9 protein-coding genes are annotated in these 18,104 nt (G+C 48.4%); 8 read left to right on the plus strand and 1 reads right to left on the minus strand.

Annotated elements, in window-relative coordinates; all coding sequences use genetic code 11:
• Positions 1-2: 2 nt before the first annotated feature.
• From brxC to IT392_05690, 8 genes are all read left to right on the plus strand, one after another.
• Positions 3-3,434, plus strand: a complete 3,432-nt coding sequence (brxC, locus tag IT392_05655) for a BREX system P-loop protein BrxC (protein ID MCC6543975.1) — start codon at positions 3-5, stop codon at positions 3,432-3,434.
• Positions 3,435-3,445: 11 nt separating this feature from the next.
• Positions 3,446-4,627: an AAA family ATPase gene (locus tag IT392_05660; protein ID MCC6543976.1), complete on the plus strand. Its 1,182-nt coding sequence runs from the start codon at positions 3,446-3,448 to the stop codon at positions 4,625-4,627.
• Entirely contained in the window at positions 4,624-5,268 is a 645-nt protein-coding gene (locus IT392_05665) for a DUF4276 family protein (protein MCC6543977.1), read from the plus strand. Before IT392_05660 ends, IT392_05665 begins: the two co-directional genes overlap by 4 nt.
• Before the next feature lies 1 nt (position 5,269).
• Positions 5,270-8,758 (plus strand): N-6 DNA methylase, encoded by a 3,489-nt coding sequence (locus IT392_05670; GenBank protein MCC6543978.1) that lies wholly within the window; start codon positions 5,270-5,272, stop codon positions 8,756-8,758.
• Positions 8,758-11,091 (plus strand): BREX-1 system phosphatase PglZ type B, encoded by a 2,334-nt coding sequence (gene pglZ, locus IT392_05675; GenBank protein MCC6543979.1) that lies wholly within the window; start codon positions 8,758-8,760, stop codon positions 11,089-11,091. Before IT392_05670 ends, pglZ begins: the two co-directional genes overlap by 1 nt.
• 2 nt (positions 11,092-11,093) lie before the next feature.
• A complete protein-coding gene (gene brxL / locus IT392_05680) occupies positions 11,094-13,148 on the plus strand; it encodes a BREX system Lon protease-like protein BrxL (GenBank protein MCC6543980.1) in 2,055 nt (684 codons plus the stop codon).
• A gap of 36 nt (positions 13,149-13,184) precedes the next feature.
• Positions 13,185-17,033 (plus strand): tetratricopeptide repeat protein, encoded by a 3,849-nt coding sequence (locus IT392_05685; GenBank protein ID MCC6543981.1) that lies wholly within the window; start codon positions 13,185-13,187, stop codon positions 17,031-17,033.
• Between the two features lie 100 nt (positions 17,034-17,133).
• Entirely contained in the window at positions 17,134-17,613 is a 480-nt protein-coding gene (locus IT392_05690; GenBank protein MCC6543982.1) for a hypothetical protein, read from the plus strand.
• 118 nt (positions 17,614-17,731) lie between these two features.
• Here the strand turns inward: IT392_05690 and IT392_05695 are convergent, their stop codons facing one another.
• Entirely contained in the window at positions 17,732-18,028 is a 297-nt protein-coding gene (locus IT392_05695; GenBank protein MCC6543983.1) for a nucleotidyltransferase family protein, read from the minus strand.
• Positions 18,029-18,104: the final 76 nt, after the last annotated feature.

The following is an 18,104-nucleotide window of genomic DNA, read 5'->3' on the forward strand; positions in this document are numbered from 1 at the left end:
AGTTGCAGATAAAAGATGTCCTCGAGAGAGATCCTTCAACCCAGCCCCTTGTCAACCAGGGGCAATCACGCATTGATGCTACAGAAGAACTCAAAGGCGAACTCCAGACATTTGTCTGCGAAGGACAATATGCAAAAGGCATTCAGCTCATCGTCAACGCATATCTCTATAACACTGAAAAGCCGAGCCAGCAGGCCGCATGGGTCAGCGGTTTCTTTGGGAGCGGAAAGTCGCACCTTCTAAAAATGCTTACCCACCTGTGGCAGGACACCCCATTTCCAGATGGGTCTACTGCACGGTCTCTTGTGCCGTTCCTCCCCTCTGATTTACAGGACCTTTTTCGCGAGCTTGATACTGCCGGCAAAAGAACGGGCGGGATTATCGCAGCAGCAGGATCTTTGCCCAGTGGTATCGCTGATCAGGTCAGGCTCACAGTCCTTGGTGTTCTCCTTGCTGCAACAGGATTACCAAAGTCATATCCGCAAGCGAGATTCTGTCTGTGGCTTTATGCCAACGGACATTATGAAGATGTAAGAAGGGCGGTTGAAGGGGCTGGAAAGGATTTTGATCGGGAATTGAACAATCTCTATGTAAGTCCCGTGCTTTCTTTGGCCATAACCAACTTAATTCCAGGATTTGCGAATAGTGAGGCCGAGGCAAAACAACTTATCAAGGCCAATTTCCAACCACAGACTACTGACATTACCACTGAGCAATTTCTCGCTGTCGCCAAAGAGGCTCTGCTACGTGTAGGCAAGAATGGAAAGATGCCATGCACGATCCTTGTGCTTGATGAGGTGCAGCAGTATATCGGTCAATCCACTGATCGCTCGGTACTTATAACCGAAGTTGCCGAAGCGGTGTCAAAGCAGATGGACAGTCATGTCATGATTGTTGCTGCTGGCCAGAGCGCCCTGACCGACATCCCTCTCCTGCAAAAATTAATGGATCGCTTTACCATCAGGATTCCGCTTTCCGATGCGGAGGTTGAGACCGTGACCCGTAAGGTCCTTCTGCTCAAGAAGGCAAATACCGCTTCCAGTGTGAAGAAAATACTGGAAGACCATGCCGGTGAGGTATCCCGCCAGTTGCAGGGCACAGGCGTCGGTGAGGTATCAGAAGACCGCAGATATATTGTGGATGACTATCCCCTGTTGCCTGTACGGAGACGATTCTGGGAACACTGCTTCCGCCAGATAGATGCCGCCGGAACACACAGTCAGCTTCGTTCTCAACTTCGCATAGTTCACGACGCTGTCGCGAGGATTGCATCCAAAGACCTGGGAACAGTTGTCACCGGAGATGAATTATTCAGCGCACTTGCCCCTGAGATGGTTAATACCGGAGTACTCCTCCGCGAGATCAACGAGCGGATTATTCAGGTGGGCAGAGATTACGGTCCTTTGGCGCAGAGGATCTGCGGCCTGATCTTCCTTATCTGGCAGGTAAAACGTGATGGCATGGCTGATATCGGCGTCCGGGCCGCTAAAGACCATATCGCCGATCTTCTCGTAGATGATCTATGTGCTGACAATGGGAAACTCCGCAATGACGTTGAGGGCATACTGCTGCAGCTATCTGATAAAGGGCTTCTCATGAAAATTGGCGATGAATATCGGCTTCAAACCCGCGAGGGAAGCGAATGGGATGCCGAGTTCAGGAGCCGCCAGGCAAAACTGACCAATGACGATGCAGCAATCCAGTTCCAGCGCGATCAACTCCTCTATGCAGAGGCTGATAAGATTATTCGTGGGATCACCCTGATACATGGCGCGGCAAAAGAGGCGCGCCAGATGATAATATCAAGGGACCAGACCCCGCCGCCGGCAGACGGCACGACTGTCCCTGTCTGGATTCGGGACGGCTGGTCATCATCTGATAAAGATATGCGCACAGCAGCCCAGGGTGCAGGCACTGACAGTCCCCTCATCTTTGTATTTATTCAACGCCAATCTGCGGATGACCTTCGCCGTCTTATCGTTGAAGCCGAAGCTGCTCAGTTGACACTCCATGCACGAGGCAACCCTTCAAGTGATGAGGGCATCGAGGCCCGGCGCAGTATGGAGAGCCGCCGCTTAAAAGCTGCGGCAGATAGGGATGCGCTTGTGCGCGAGATAGTTTCAGTGGCAAAAGTATATCAGGGCGGTGGTAGCGAGCTGCTGCAGATCTCTCTCGATTCGCGCATCAAGGCTGCGGCAGAGGCGTCACTCATAAGACTCTTCCCGCGCTTCAAGGAGGCGGATTCCCCAGCATGGGAGAGTGTCATAAAGCGTGCGCGAGGCGGCGCAGATCAGCCTTTTCAACCTGCAGGACATACTGACGCGACAGAGAAGCACCCCGTCTGCCAGCAGGTACTTGCCACAATCGGGGCAGGTAAGACCGGGAGTGAGATCAGAAAAGCCCTCTCTTCAGCGCCCTTCGGATGGTCAAAGGACGCAATTGATGCCGCCCTTATATCGCTTCACCGCTCCGAGCATTTGGAAGCAATGTTGAACGGAGCTAAAGTTGCACCGGGTCAGCTTGATCAAAACAAGATCCCCAAGACAGAGTTTCGACTTCAGCAGATAATTATATCTGTGCAGGAACGTCTGATTTTAAGGGGAATATTTACAGAGCTTGGCATACAGTGCAAAAGCGGTGAGGAATCCGCGAAGGCCCCGGATTTTCTTGCTGCCGTTATTGCACTCGCCCGCACGGCCGGAGGAGACACCCCACTGCCTCTGCCGCCTTCAGTTACGGAGATTGAAGACATTCATCGCCTTGTTGGCAACGAGCAACTGCAGGGCATCATAAATAAGGCTGACGACTTCAAGAAATTAATCAAAGAGTGGCGAGCGCTTGCTGAGCTTAATAAGCAGCGAATGCCGTCATGGATCCTCGTTGAGCGCCTTGAGAAACATTCACGAGACTTCTCCGGAGTTAAGGAGCATTCTGAAAAAATAGCAGCTATCCGTGAGCAGAGATTACTGCTCCAGCATACTGATCCGGTTTCTCCTGTTCGTGCAACGCTTGCCGGCTTACTCCGGGAAGAGTTCACAAAACTCTATTCAGCTTATGAAGAGGCATATCAAAAGGCCTTTGCAGAACTCTCGTTAAATGACCTGTGGAATCGTTTGAACCAGTCAGATCAGGAGGCGATAATCGAAGATGTCGGACTGTTGTCCCCTGTAAGGCCTGATGTCTCAAAAGACGATTCGCTTGTTATCCAGCTTGATACAAAACCCTTGTCAGGTGTCCGCACTGAAATAGCTGTGCTGCCTGCCCTCGTTGCACAGGCTATTGAGCAGGCTGCAAAGATGCTGGAGCCTAAAGTCCGCACCATTGCTATTGAAAAAACAACACTTCTTTCTGAGGACGATGTCAACGCATGGGTCGAGCGACAGAGGGCTGCGTTGATCGAAGCCGTTAAAAAAGGCCCGGTTCTTATAAAATAAGGAGGTAACTTATGCCATTCCTATCATCGTTACGCTTAGATGGATTTCTTTCATTTGCCCCAGGGTCCGAGGCGATCCCTCTGACCCCGCTTAATGTTTTAATTGGTCCTAATGGGTCAGGAAAATCCAATCTTATAGAAGCTATTGAATTGCTGCATGCCACACCTGCTGCATTTGCAAATGCCATTCGCGACGGTGGCGGGCCACAGGAATGGCTCTGGAAAGGCAAAGGAAATAGCCCCGGTGCGACAATCGAGGCATTGCTCCATCCGAGTGGGAAAATTCCTGGTCTTCGCTACCGCCTCAGCTTCACAGCATCTGCTCAACGAACGGAAGTTACGGACGAGGTTCTCGAAAACATCAAAAAGACCCAGTCAACGGCAAAGGATGTCGTCTTCTATTATCGCTATCAAGGTGGTCGGCCAGTCATCAATGTGAAGGAATCAGCTAAAAAACGTGCAGAACGTCATATAGAGCGCCAAAGCCTTATACCTGATGAATCGGTATTATCCCAGCGCAAAGACCCGGACCTCTACCCTGAACTGACATGGGTCGGCCGGCAGTTCGGTCGCATTCAGACATTTCGGGAGTGGAGTTTTGGTCGTTATGCAGGACTCCGCCAACCCCAACCCGCTGATTTATCAGTGGATAATCTTTTGCCGGATTCACGTAATCTTGGGCTAATCCTCAATCAGCTTGATCTCACAGATAAGGGTACAGAGTTCAATCGCCTGCTCAACCGTTTCCTTCCACGTTACCAGCGCCTCAGTACCTCTGTTCAGGGAGGAACCGTGCAGTTTTACCTTCACGAACAGGGATTCAAATCACCAGTTCCTGCAACGCGTTTATCGGACGGAACTATTCGTTTTCTGGCAATGCTTGCGCTGTTACTTTTCCCTGACCCACCGCCACTCATCTGCATTGAAGAACCCGAACTAGGGCTGCATCCTGATGCATTGTCGCTTCTTGCAGATCTGATGGTTGACGCCAGCACTCGTACACAGCTCATTGTAACTACTCATTCAGATGCCCTTGTTTCGGCATTAACCGAAGAGGCGGATTCGGTATTGATCTGCGAACATACAGGCGGTACGGTTTTGCGAAGAGTTGAATCTGATAAGCTTCGTCACTGGCTCGACAAGTATAGTCTTGGCGAGGTCTGGCGTATCGGGGAGTTAGGAGGCAATCCATGAGCGGTATTGCCATTTATGTAGAAGGTGGAGGCGACTACACTCACCAGAAGGCAGAGCTGCGTAAAGGGCTTGATGTATTGCTAAAAGCTCAGAAAGATGCGGCCAGGTTACGAAAGATAGGATGGAAGCTGGTACCCTGCGGGGGACGTAATTCTGCTTACGGTGCCTTTATCAGTTCATTGCGTACTGATGCCGAGGCAATCAATGTGCTGCTTGTAGATTCAGAAGCAGGACTTACTAATGAAACAACTGACACGGAACGCAATGCACGTGAGCGCATTGCTCATTTGACCCAGCGTGACGGATGGGACCTTACAACATCAGAACCGGATAGGGTTCATCTCATGGTTCAGTGCATGGAGGCATGGATCGTTGCAGATCCCGATGCGCTGTCTCAGTTTTACGGACCGCGGTTCGCCCGCAATGTCTTGCCTACCCGCCGGAATCTTGAGGATGAGCCAAAACCGGACATCTATGAGAAACTCGCAAGGGCAACCAGAAATACTCAGAAAGGTGAGTACAAAAAGATCAAACATGCAAGCAAGCTGCTTGAACGTATTGATTCGTCAAAAGTAGTTCAACGCTGCCCTCACTTCTCAACCTTTACACAATGGCTTGATCAGGCAATTGGAGGCGCATAGTTTGAACACACTATCAAAAGGGCTTCGCAGGACCCTCGAAAACACGGTCAAAGAGGCACGGAGTGTTGCAGAGGAGGGTGCGAGAAAGGCTATTGAAAGCCTTGCGGTACACCATCACGAGCCGTGGACAGGGCTTACGCTGGAGCAGCGCACACTCCGCAACAGGCTCCGTGCTCATGGCCGCCAGGTCGGCGACAAACGCGATGAACGCCGTGGCACACAGGCGATTGATCGCCTTGTGAGTGAGTGTGCTTATGAGCACTGGCACCGCATGCTCTTTGCCCGTTTCCTTGCCGAAAACAACCTTCTGATCGAACCCTCAACAGGTGTTGCCATTACGCTGCAGGAATGTCAGGAGCTGGCCCGTGAGCGGAGTGAAGACTGGCTGGAGCTGGCCAGCAGTTTTGCAGAGGGTATGCTGCCCCAAATATTCAGGCAGGACGATCCGGTACTTGATGTCACATTGCCGCAAGAGACGCGATCAAAACTTGAGAGTATGCTCGAGGCCCTTCCCTCAGCTGTCTTCCTTGCAGACGACAGCCTCGGATGGGTCTACCAGTTCTGGCAGGCTGAAAAGAAGGACGCGGTCAACCGCTCTGAGAAGAAGATCGGAGCTGATGAGCTGCCGGCGGTAACACAGCTTTTTACGGAAGACTATATGGTTTTATTTCTTCTTCACAATACGCTCGGCGCGTGGTGGGCCGGAAAGGTGCTTGCAGCAAAGCCGGAAATGGCTCTCTCGGCAAAGAGTGAGGATGAACTACGCGCTGCCTGTGCAGTAGGCGATATAAAGTGGGAATATTTACGTTTCATAAAATCCCCTCTCCCTCAGGGAGAGGGTCAGGGTGAGGGTGGGGTTGAATTGTGGCGGCCCGCAGCCGGCACTTTTAACGGATGGCCCAAAGCAGCAAAGGACATTACCATGCTCGACCCCTGCATGGGCAGCGGCCACTTCCTCGTCTTTGCCTTACCGATACTCGTTGCCTTTAGAATGGCTGAGGAAGGACTTTCAGAGGCTGCTGCAATTGATGCGGTTCTCCGCGACAATCTTTTTGGTCTTGAGATTGATGCCCGTTGCACCCAGATAGCGGCCTTCAACCTTGCACTGGCATCTTGGCGTCGGGTTGGCTACCGCCAGCTCCCGAGACTAAACCTTGCCTGCTCTGGGTTGTCTATAGGTGTTAGCAAGACAGAATGGGAAAGACTCGCTGAACGTGCTGCGGCGGCTTCACCTGTACCGCCTGAACAGAATCTTTTTGAAACCAAAGACAATCTTTTTTCCGCGCGTATAAGAGAAGGCTTGTTACGACTTTATGACCTGTTTGCTCAGGCGCCAACTCTCGGGAGTCTCATTAACCCACGGAGTTTAGGGGGGACACTGTTCGCCGCTGATTTCGCCCAGCTTGAACCGGTCTTCAGTGACATTCTTCGTGCAACGCATACTGACGAGTTGGCTGAAATGGCAGTCGCTGCGCAGGGGATGGCAAAAGCGGCAGAGATCCTATCTGGCCAGTTCACATTGGTGGCTACAAATGTTCCTTATCTTGGGCGCGGGAAACAAGACGAAATGCTTAAGGAATATTGTGAGAGAGTTCATCCGTACGCGAAAGCTGATATTGCCACATGTTTTGTCGAACGGTGTCATAAATTTTGCACAGCTGGTGGTAGTGCTTCTCTGGTTACACCTCAGAACTGGTTATTTCTTGGCAGTTACAGAAAACTGCGAGAAGCACTACTCAAGACTTCATATCTTAAAGCACTTGGGATACTAGGCCCAAGAAGTTTCGAGACTATCAGTGGCGAGGTTGTAAATGTTGTATTAATTACATTCATAAACAAACTGCCTAATCTCAATGACGTTTTTATTGGATTGAACGCCAACGATGCCATCAATCCGGCTGCGAAAGCAGAAGTACTTATTAGTGGTTCAATGACTATTCTTACTCAAACTGATCAGCTTAGAAATCCTGATTTCAGAATAACCACATCGCCCCCTGCAATTATGCCGTCATTATCAAATTATGCTAATGTATTCGTTGGTTTTCAAAATGGCGACTCACCCCACTGGATTCGTGGTTTCTGGGAGCAAGCGATATTCGATACGGGCTGGGATCTTTTTCATGCTACGCCAGAGCAGGCTGGCTATTTTGAGGGCTTAGATTCTGCAATCAAATGGGACTTCGGATCTGGAGAGCTTGCTTCCAGCGAACAAGTATTCGTAAAAGGTCGCGAGGCTTGGGGACGAAGAGGCGTATTATGTCGTCAGACACAACCTTGGCCTACATCACTTTATATTGGTAGCCTATATGATCAGAGCAGTTCAGTAATTGTCCCGATAGAAGATAAGTTACTTTTGCCAATCTATTGCTTTGTATCGAGTGGAGATTTTCGCATTTCAATGCTCTCGATTGCCAATGCAATGAAGTTTACCAATTCAACTTTTGTGAAAGTACCTTTCGATCTTGCACACTGGCAAAAGGTTGCAGCAGAGAAATATCCGGATGGTTTACCAAAGCCTTCCTCTGACGATCCAACTCAGTGGATTTTCGATGGTCATTCGAAGGGCTCCTTGCACCCTCTTCAAGTCGCAGTTGCCCGTCTCATCGGCTACCAGTGGCCCCGGCAGACAGGATCAAGTTTCATGGACTGTCCTGCACTTGGTCCGGACGGACTCGAAAAACATGCTGATACAGATGGCATTGTCTGCCTCACCCCGCTCCGCGGCGAAGCTCCGGCTGATCAACGGCTGATTGCTCTACTTGCCGATGCGTTTGGTGCCGAGTGGTCTGCCGGCAAACTCGCCAGTCTTCTCGCTGAAGTCGGGTTCGAGGGTAAGACCCTGGATGACTGGTTGCGGGATGACTTCTTTGAACAGCACTGTACCCTCTTTCATCAGAGGCCATTCATCTGGCACATCTGGGACGGCCGGCGTGATGGCTTTCATGCCCTCTTCAATTATCACAAACTTTCATCACCTAACAGAGAAGGCAAACGTACACTGGAGACGCTTATTTACACATATCTCGGTGACTGGATTGACCGTCAAAAGGCTGATCAGAAGGTCGGTGTCGAAGGAGCTGATGGCCGGGTAGCGGCTGCAATGCTTCTCAAAGATGAACTTGAAAATATTCTGACTGGTGAACCTCCTTATGACATCTTCGTCCGCTGGAAGCCGCTGCATAAGCAGGCCATTGGCTGGGAGCCGGACATCAACGACGGTGTCCGTCTCAATATCCGCCCCTTCATGACAGCCAAACCCCTGGGAGCTCGAGCGAAAGGCGCATGCATCCTGCGCACAACACCGAAGATCAAATGGGAAAAAGACCGCGGCAAAGAGCCGCATAGAAGTAAAGATGACTTCCCATGGTTCTGGAGCTGGGATGGGCAGGCACAGGACTTCACCGGCGGCAGAGATTTCGACGGCAACCGCTGGAACGATCTTCACTATTCAGTAGCCTTTAAACAGGCTGCACGGGCAAGGAAGAAATAATGATGACATCTGACACATCATTCGCAAATATGATTGATTGCTTGAAGAAATCTCTAGCGGCTGCCTTTCGTACGCCGGAGGGCGTTGAAGCGCCTGCAGCACTCCTATGGACTGACGCAGAAAGTCAATGGCAGCCGATTATTTCAGCCTTGCGAGCTGAGATGACATATGTCTATACGTTAGGCCCGTATGAGCCTGCTGAAAACAGGGGGCCGGCGATCTGGCTTAGATGCATCGTGGATAGGACGCTGCCGAATGTTGCTCCCCCGGTCGGCACTGCGCCTGTCATCTATCTTCCGGGTGTCTCTCGCCAGGACCTCCGTGCAGGGGCCGACTGCCCTGCTCACCTCATGCCTCTTGTCGAGCTTCAGTACCGGGGTTCGTTGTGGCATCATAAGAACGGCCGCGACTGGTCTGTGATGGCCTTTCTTATCTCTGAGGATGGTCTCGGTCTTGATGTGGCACAGGATATGCGGACACAGGAGGCAATGTTGCGTGCACTGCCACAGCTTGCAAAAGAGCCGCTTGAGCATCTGCGAGGGCATCGTCTGGAGGCAGAAGACTTTGACCGCCTGACTGTCGGTGATCCAGTTCACGACATCCTCGGTTGGATGAATGATGAGAGAACGTTCAGGGGAAATTGTAATGATGCTCGGTGGGAGGCATTCAGGAGCGTTTGTACAGGGCAGTTTGGCTTTGACCCTGATGTGCATGGGATATCCCATGCGGCAGAGGCGCTAGTTTATGAAACTGGAAAGTGGGACCACGTATGGCAGCGGTTTTCGGAAGCCCCACGACTCTATCCCGGTATGGTACGTGCTTTAAGGGATGTGTATCCCCGGCAGGGTCTGTTTGATTTTTCATCACGGAGGCCGGAAGCGAATGCAAGCGCCGAGGAGCAACTTCGGACAAAACTATCCGAGATAGCTCAGCAACCTCCACAGGATGCATGTGACAACATCCTCAGGCTCGAACAGGAGCATGGCTCGCGCCGGTCGTGGGTATGGGCTCAGTTAGGAGAGAGCCCGCTTGCGGTTGTTCTTGAACCGTTGTCACGCCTGGCAAAGAACGCACGTTCACCTCTTGGTGGTTCAAATGTAGCAGCGATCTCTGCTGATTATGCTTCACATGGATGGCTTTGTGACAAGGCCGCTGTTGATGCGATTGCCGTGGCAAAAAGCGCTGATGCCGACATAATTTACAATGTCATAGCTGCTGTTTATACTCCATGGCTTGATCGCTCTGCAAGGAGATTTCAGGAATTGATCGTGGCTGACGAAAGAGCGTTCCGCAAATTGATAAAACCGGTTGATGCAGAGCGCGAAACATGTATTCTCTTTGTTGATGGCCTGCGCTACGATATCGCCGGAAGTTTGCAGGCGGTGCTCGAGAGCCGGGGAATGCAGGTCAAGTTAGGACATCGGATAGTGCCTCCACCAACAGTTACTGCAACGACCAAGCCTTTAGCATCACCAGTGCATGGTGGCTGTGTTGGGGACAACACGTCAGGAGAGGATTTTACCCCACTTCTTGCTACTAAAAAACAGCCGGCGACAACAGCCAGGATACGCGACGAGTTAATGAGTCAAGGGGTACAGGTCTTTATGTTCCCTGAAATAGGAAGCCCTGCCAATGCTAAAAATGGCGGTTGGACAGAGATCGGATCAATTGATGAGATAGGCCACAAGATGCAGTTAAGACTGGCCGGGCATTTGGCAGATGAAATCGAAACTATTGCTGACAGAGTCGAGGCGCTGTTAACCGTTGGCTGGCAGTATGTGCGGCTTGTCACAGATCATGGATGGCTCCTGGTGCCGGGAGGATTGCCAAAGGTTGACCTGCCTAAATACCTGACTGCCACCAGATGGACACGCTGTACAGTATTGAAGGGAGAAGCTAAACCAGAAATGCCTGTAGTTCCGTGGTATTGGAACCAACAGGTTATGATTGCATCCGCACCGGGAATCCATGCATTCTTTACAAACGTGGAATATGCACATGGAGGGATTAGCCCGCAGGAATGCGTTGTACCAGACATGACGGTTTCTTTCGGCACAAAAACGGCCAACGCAAAGATAGTTGACGTCCAGTGGCGTGGCATGCGATGCCGCATAAAGGTAGAAACGAATGTAGAAGGTTTAAGTGTGGACCTGCGGTTCCATACTAAACAGGCAGGCACATCAATTGCGCATGCATTAAAGCAATTGGATCAGAACGGGGAGGCTAGCCTTGCCGTTGAAGATGATAAATATGAAGGGGCTGCGGCGGTGGTGGTCGTAATTGATAAGAGCGGTCAGGTGCTTGTCAGCAGACCGACTCAGATAGGAGAATAATTATGAGCATGGAAATGGATCATCTTGATAAACTGGCAGCGTCGGTGTTTGATGGATATCTGGTGCGAAAGGACCTGGTCAGAAAATATGCGCGTCAGTATCCGGTACCGACGTATGTGGTGGAGTTTCTTCTGGGCCGTTACTGCGCAAGTACGAACGAACAGGAGATAATGGAAGGTCTGCAGATCGTCGAAAAACAGTTGAAGGACAGGACTGTCCGCACTGGCGAAGAAGAACTTTTTAAGGCGAGGGCAAAGGAGACCGGATCAGTCAAGATCATAGATATCATAAAGGCCCGACTGGATGCCAAAAACGACTGTTACCTTGCCGAGCTTCCGAGCCTGATGCTTCGCGATGTTCGCATTGAAGATCAGTTTGTTCGCGATAATGAGCGTATGCTGACAGACGGATTTTATGCGGAGGTGACCCTAACGTATGATGGTGTAATCGCCCAGCAGCAGGGTGGCCGGCCATTCAAGATCGAGGCACTGAGGCCTATTCAGATGTCAAAGGCAGATGTTCTCGAGAGCCTAGCAAAGGGCCGGCATGCCTTTACGAGTAAGGAATGGGTGTATTTCCTGATTCGTTCCATAGGCTTGGAGCCACAGGCGTTTGACGACAAGGCCTTAAGGGTGACCCTACTCCGGATGATATCCTTTGTCGAACGCAATTATAACTTTGTTGAACTTGGTCCGCGGGGTACCGGTAAGAGCCATCTGTTCCAGCAAATATCACCTTATTCCCATCTTATCTCAGGTGGCAAGGCAACAGTTGCAAAGATGTTTGTAAACAACTCCACAGGTCAGCGCGGTCTGGTCTGCCAGTATGATGTCGTTTGTTTTGACGAGGTTTCTGGCATCTCATTCGATCAGAAAGACGGCGTGAATATCATGAAAGGGTACATGTCAGCCGGCCAGTTCAGCCGTGGTAAAGAGAATATTCGCGCGGACGGAAGCATCGTGATGGTTGGCAACCTTGATGTTGATATCCAGCAACAGCAACGGATTGACCATCTCCTAAGCCCTCTGCCGCAAGAGATGAGAAGCGACACGGCATTCATGGACCGCCTCCATGCCTATGCACCAGGATGGGATTTCCCGAAGCTGAACCCCAATGAACATCTCACTGATCACTTTGGATTAGTCAGTGACTTCCTGAGCGAGTGCTGGAGTCGTTTGCGAACAGGCAATCGTCTTTCTGTCCTGCAGGGTCGGATCTATTGGGGCGGCGCCCTGAGCGGCCGCGATATTGAAGCGGTTAACAAGACAACGAGTGGATTGCTCAAGCTCATGTTTCCTGATCCTGATATGCCTGTGTCTGATGATGATATTGAATGGATTGTCCGGTTGGCACTTGAATCACGCAGACGAATAAAAGAACAGCAGAGGCGGGTATTCAAGAGCGAGTTCAGAAATACCCATTTCAGCTACACACTCGGCCCTGACGGCATTGAACAATTCGTTTCGACACCGGAGCTGCATAGCGACGAGGCGATAGAGAGCGATCCTCTGCCTCCTGGTCAGGTATGGGCTGTAAGCCCGGGGGCATCTGAAACCGGGCCGGGATTATATCGTGTTGAAGTTACCTGTGGTCCAGGCAGCGGGGTCAGGATTCTGAACCAGCCGACTCCGCCGTCATTCCGCGAAAGCGTGAGAGTCGGAGAGCAGAATCTTTACGTTCGGGCGAAAGAACTTGTAGGAGACAGAAATCCACGTGAAGAGGAGTTTTCGATTCAGATGCGCGCAATGGACGCGGACAAGTCAGGTCAGGGATTAGGATTACCAGTACTTGTTGCTTTTTGCGGGGCATTGCTTGGCAGAAACACCCGCGGAGGAACGATTGTGGTTGGGGCGCTCAATCTCGGAGGATCCATTGAGATAGTACCGAATGCTGTACGTATTGCAGAGCTTGCGGTTGATAAACAGACACAGACGCTTCTCATGCCCGTCTCAGCGCGCCGCCAGTTAAATGATCTTCCAGATGATCTCTGGACAAAGATCAGCATTGAGTTCTACAAGGATGCACAGGATGCCGTCTTTAAAGCGTTGATTGAATGAGGTGCCTCTCTTTCTAAATTTATAAGAGGAAACAGTATGCCTGACCCTATGACAGCTTCATCTATTCTGTTTAAGATTGCTACAGCCATTCTCACTGATATAGTCAAAAGAGGATTAGCCAATATTGTCAAGGAAGATTATATAGCAAGAGCAATCGAAGCAACTGTAAAGAAATTCCCCGACTTTGACGGACTTGATTACACGTTAAAATCTCTCTGCACCAGTAATGAATTTGAAGATCTTCTGAATGAACTTAAAAACGGTCACAAAAATATTTCTGGCGATGACATTGTAGCTGTGTTCATAAATGACAGTGGTTTCTTTGTCGGAATCAAAACAGAAGACTACGCCCTCAAAATACTGGCAACACTGGCTGAGACGATTGATCACGAGATCTATCGTTCCGACGATGGGATAGTTCACCTTGCAAATAGAATCGAGGTTTTGCATGGAGAGGATCGGGAAAAGGAGGAGAAAACGGATGAGAAAATTGTTCAGTTATTAACAGAAATTAAAGAAGATATCAGCAGACCTCAGTTGCCTCTTCCTTCAGACAATATTGACACTGTGCCGGAATTCAAAGAAAGGATACTGCACTCTAAAATAGATGTTGCCCGAGATCTTCTTCAAAAAGGGAAGTCGTTAAGTGCAAAAAGCATTTTGCAGGAATTGCGAAATGAGGCAGAAAAACAAGGCGCATCGCAGGATATATACTTTAGAATTGCAACAAATCTCGGCGCTTGTGCCCTTGATGTTAATGATAAGCTGACTGCAATAATTGAATTCAATAGAGCGCTCGAATATCATTCTGAAAACCCAAAAGCTCTGGCGAACTGTGCCCTTGCGAAATTCATAGATAACAAGCCGCTGGAGGCCCTTGAGTTGATTATTAGGGCAAGGGAACGTGCCAAGAATGATTCACTATCCACTTGTGTTTTTCTACAGGCATTAGATGTTCTTGGAAGGGATCAGGAAATAGAAGATCTCCTAACTGCGGAGACATGGATCCATGAGAACAAAATATGTTTATTTGCATTAGGTGACATTAACCTTAGAAAGGGAAATTATGACAAGGCCGAGCAATATCTCAGAAAATCAGTAGAGTTGGATACCAGTAATGCTGCGGCTTACGAATTATTAGGTCTTTCAATATTTCTTCCTATTCAGCATCAATTACAGTCTTGCCTACCATTGTTTAGGACACTGCCGGAAAATATTATTAAAAAACTCAATGAGATAGATGACATTATGTCTACGGCCATTGAGTTGGCTAAAGACTGCGAGTCTCGAATCAAGTTGCATGAAATATATATAAATCGGGCTGGAGTGCGCGGTATCCTTGGCAGATATGATGATGCCCTTAAAGATTGTGATTATGTATTGATAGAAGACCAGGCAAATAGAGTTGCGCTACAAAATAAAGGACGAATTATGCTCGGCGTGAGTCAGTACGCGGAGGCAATAGACTGTTTTAAAAAAGCATGGGATCCCAATATCCAGATACCATTAGTGCATGCATACATGGAAAGCAAAAGATTCGATGATGCTCTGAACCTGCTCGAAATGCTGTGGAAAACAGAGACTGATGAATCCAGGCAGATTATGGTTACCGATCTGCTGTTGCAGGTCTACCATGAATTGAATAATTTTGATAAAGTGCGCGAGTTAATGCAGGCGGTCTCATCCAGATGGCCCAATAACGCAGAAGCCCTTGGGGTCATTAGTCACCAATATCGGCGAGAAGGTTCCATAGAAGTGGCAATTGACTGCATGGAAAAAGCACTGCTGATTGCAAATGATGTTCAGCGTGATTGGCTGTATTATCAACTTGCAAATTTATATTTTGATCAGAGGGAATATGGTAAATCCGCAAAAATATACAGCCATATTGCTAACACTGCTGTTAACAATATGCTTACTCAGAGGTATGTGTCAGCACTCTATAATGCTGGAGAGTACCGGGAAGCATTAACCATTGCTCGGGATCTCAGATTGAAAAATAGTGGTCAGCCAATTCCCTTTATCTCAGAAATTGAGACATTTATACTTGAATACATTGAAGATTTTGCTGCTGCTAAGAAATTACTAAGAGAGCTGAGCCTTATTGAACCGGCCAAAATTAAGCATAAGTTGAGATTGGCTTTTATAAATATACACACAGGAAATGATGATGACGCTAAAATAATTCTCGACAAGATTTCAATCAATGAACTGCGGGATGATGCTGATGCGCTAATGAGTACAGCGCAAGCCCGCGCTCGTCTGCAAATGTCTGATGCGTTACTTTTTGGATATAAAGCACGCTGTACTGCTCCACAAAACGCGGACATTCAATTTGCATATTTATGCCTGTTTTTTGGTCCGTTAGCCAGCAATATCAGCATTGCCGAGCCGGCTGCAGTTGACATTGATTCTGTGGTCTACTTACAAAGGGTAGACATACAAACAGACGGCAGTGCCGCTGTTCATCCTGGCGAAAAGCCTAAAGTCTGTATCATAACTGATGAGGAGCATAATAACCTTCGAGCACTTAAGCTTCCGTCATCTTCTTCTCTTGCTGACAGACTTATAGGTAAGCGCAAAGAAGATATCGTAAGTTTGAAAGAAGGTCCTTACGAAGTCTTGGATTATAAGGTTACGGATATCCGCAATAAGTATCTGTATGCAGCTCATGAGATTATGCAGGATTTTAGCACCTTGTTTCCTGATAACCCTTCTTTTCACAGAATTGATATAAAGGATCATGATTTTTCTAAATTCTTTGAATCAATTGATTCCAGGCACGAAACAGTAAATAGAGCAATAAAGGCCTACAGAAATAACCCAATATCTCTCGGGACATTAGCACATTTAACTGGGTCAAATATCATTGATATCATGGCGGGGATGTGGCAAATTGATGACGGTATCATTGTTGCTTCACAAGGGGTTCCGGAAATAACTGAGAAAGAATTAGAAATGATCCGCTCAGCGGATAAAATCCTTCTTGATTTGTCATCACTGTATACTCTGGCAATGCTGAATCTGCTTGATAAGATTCCGGTCAGGTTCAAACAGATATTTGTTCCTCAGGCAGTACTTGACGATATCATGTACCTGATTCTAATGAAAACGTCCGAGACTGGCCCGAGCATGGTAGTTGGGAAAGAAGGGGATCATTATGTTCGTAGTGATATAACACCCGAAGATATCAGAAAATCGCGCGAATTCCTGCAGAAGATGGTTGACTTTATAGAATTGAGGGCAGATATTATACCGTCCACTGCCGTCTTCTCCCTTGGAAAGACGAGAGTAGAGGAGCTTGAAAACCTGTTTGGAAAGAGCTCCATTGCAGCCATTTCTGCAGCAAAAGAATGTGAGGCAATGCTTTACAGTGATGACCTCTATCTGCGCATATATGCAGAAAGGGATTGGGGTGTAAAAGGAACTTGGACTCAGACAATTCTTCAGTGCCTGGCTGAGGAGAGCATAATTACCGAAGATGAATACCATCGTGCTGTTGTCACGTTGGCAATTGCCAGATACTCATTTGTTTCTATAAACGCAGATACAATTTTGTGGTCATTAGAGCAAAATGGAATGGCGAATACATTTGAAACAGAACGGGTATTTGAAATACTGCATGGCCCTACATGCAGTGAAGATTCTGCCGTAGTTACATCATCCCTATTAGTCCGCAAACTATGGCTTGGCAATTTCCTAATTGGACATAAATTACAAGTCCTGGATATGACTTTGGAAGCCTTAATCGCAGGAAGAAAACGTACGGCTGTACTGAAAAAGTTCAAGGTAGGGTTACAGATTACTTTTAAGTTACTTCCCTTGAGCGCTCAAGAGGTTATAAAATATATTGAGATATGGGAGCGTCACATAATTTTAGATTGAAGAACAGATGTTGCAGCGTAAGTTTCGAGAACCACATATATAAATTTTATCTGACCAGAAGAGGGAGGTTGAGGTATTATGTAATATAGCCGCATCTGAAATGCTCCTTCCAGGGGATCACTTCAATGTAAGACTGAACGCATATGGTCTTTTCCTTAGTTATGTGCTTCCATTGTCTGAACTGTTTTTGGCCTCAAAGAGCGCTGTTATCATAAAGATGGTCAGCAGTGGAATTAAGGTCTGTGCAGCGGTCTTTCTTGAGCCGGGGCACAGGAAGTATGAAAGCATGCGGGGGGCTGATACGGCTCCTAAGATGAGGGTTGTTTATACGGTACCCTCTCCCGGATTCAGATATTTTATTCCGCACAATAAATCTGTCCCGGATGATTCATGTGTTTACAGGGTGGTGGGAACTAGTGAGATCGCAAATGGTACTGAGGATTGGAAGATACCCGGGCAGCCGGTTTATCACGTTGAGGCGATGTACTTGCCGCCGCTTGATGGTAATGACCTTACGCCGAGGGCTGTAGCTCTGCTGATGCCGATTCCATTCTCCTCCCAGGTATCGGGGAGGGACTAATCTGCTGCCATATTGTGGTTATAGTCTTAAGATAGTTCAAGAAGGACTCCTCTATGAAGCGACCGTTAATTTTCATGTGACGGAGGTATGTCCTGAACGAATAGTTTGTAATCACGTTTCATATATTGACTACCTCTTTCAAAATAACGCCCTTCAGTTCAGGCCTTATTGCCCTTTTTCTCACTAAATCCACTTTCCTGTTCAAGAGCTCCTTCAGGTAATCTTCCAGATCAATAAGCTGATAAACATCGGGAGTGTCCTTAAATTCTACCAATATATCCACATCACTACTCTTCCTCTGCTCACCCCGCGCAAAGGAGCCAAAGACGCCAATTTCTTTAACCTTATATTTCTTGCAGATCTCTTTTTTATGTTCCTTTAAGATTTTTGTAATTTCCTGAAGTGTCTTTTCCATAGGTATCACCTGACTAAATAAATTGACCTTAACTCTTTATTTCACCGCTATTCACAATATACCGGACTTTCTCTAC

It is taken from the genome of Nitrospirota bacterium, from assembly GCA_020846775.1.
Classification (GTDB): domain Bacteria; phylum Nitrospirota; class 9FT-COMBO-42-15; order HDB-SIOI813; family HDB-SIOI813; genus RBG-16-43-11.

Excerpts from the sequence above, each read along its gene's own strand:
- IT392_05660 (MCC6543976.1), top strand. The coding sequence starts at position 3,446 with ATGCCATTCCTATCATCGTTACGCTTAGATGGATTTCTTTCATTTGCC.
- IT392_05665 (MCC6543977.1), top strand. The coding sequence starts at position 4,624 with ATGAGCGGTATTGCCATTTATGTAGAAGGTGGAGGCGACTACACTCAC.
- pglZ (MCC6543979.1), top strand. The coding sequence starts at position 8,758 with ATGATGACATCTGACACATCATTCGCAAATATGATTGATTGCTTGAAG.
- brxL (MCC6543980.1), top strand. The coding sequence starts at position 11,094 with ATGAGCATGGAAATGGATCATCTTGATAAACTGGCAGCGTCGGTGTTT.
- IT392_05685 (MCC6543981.1), top strand. The coding sequence starts at position 13,185 with ATGCCTGACCCTATGACAGCTTCATCTATTCTGTTTAAGATTGCTACA.
- IT392_05690 (MCC6543982.1), top strand. The coding sequence starts at position 17,134 with ATGCTCCTTCCAGGGGATCACTTCAATGTAAGACTGAACGCATATGGT.
- IT392_05695 (MCC6543983.1), bottom strand. The coding sequence starts at position 18,028 with ATGGAAAAGACACTTCAGGAAATTACAAAAATCTTAAAGGAACATAAA.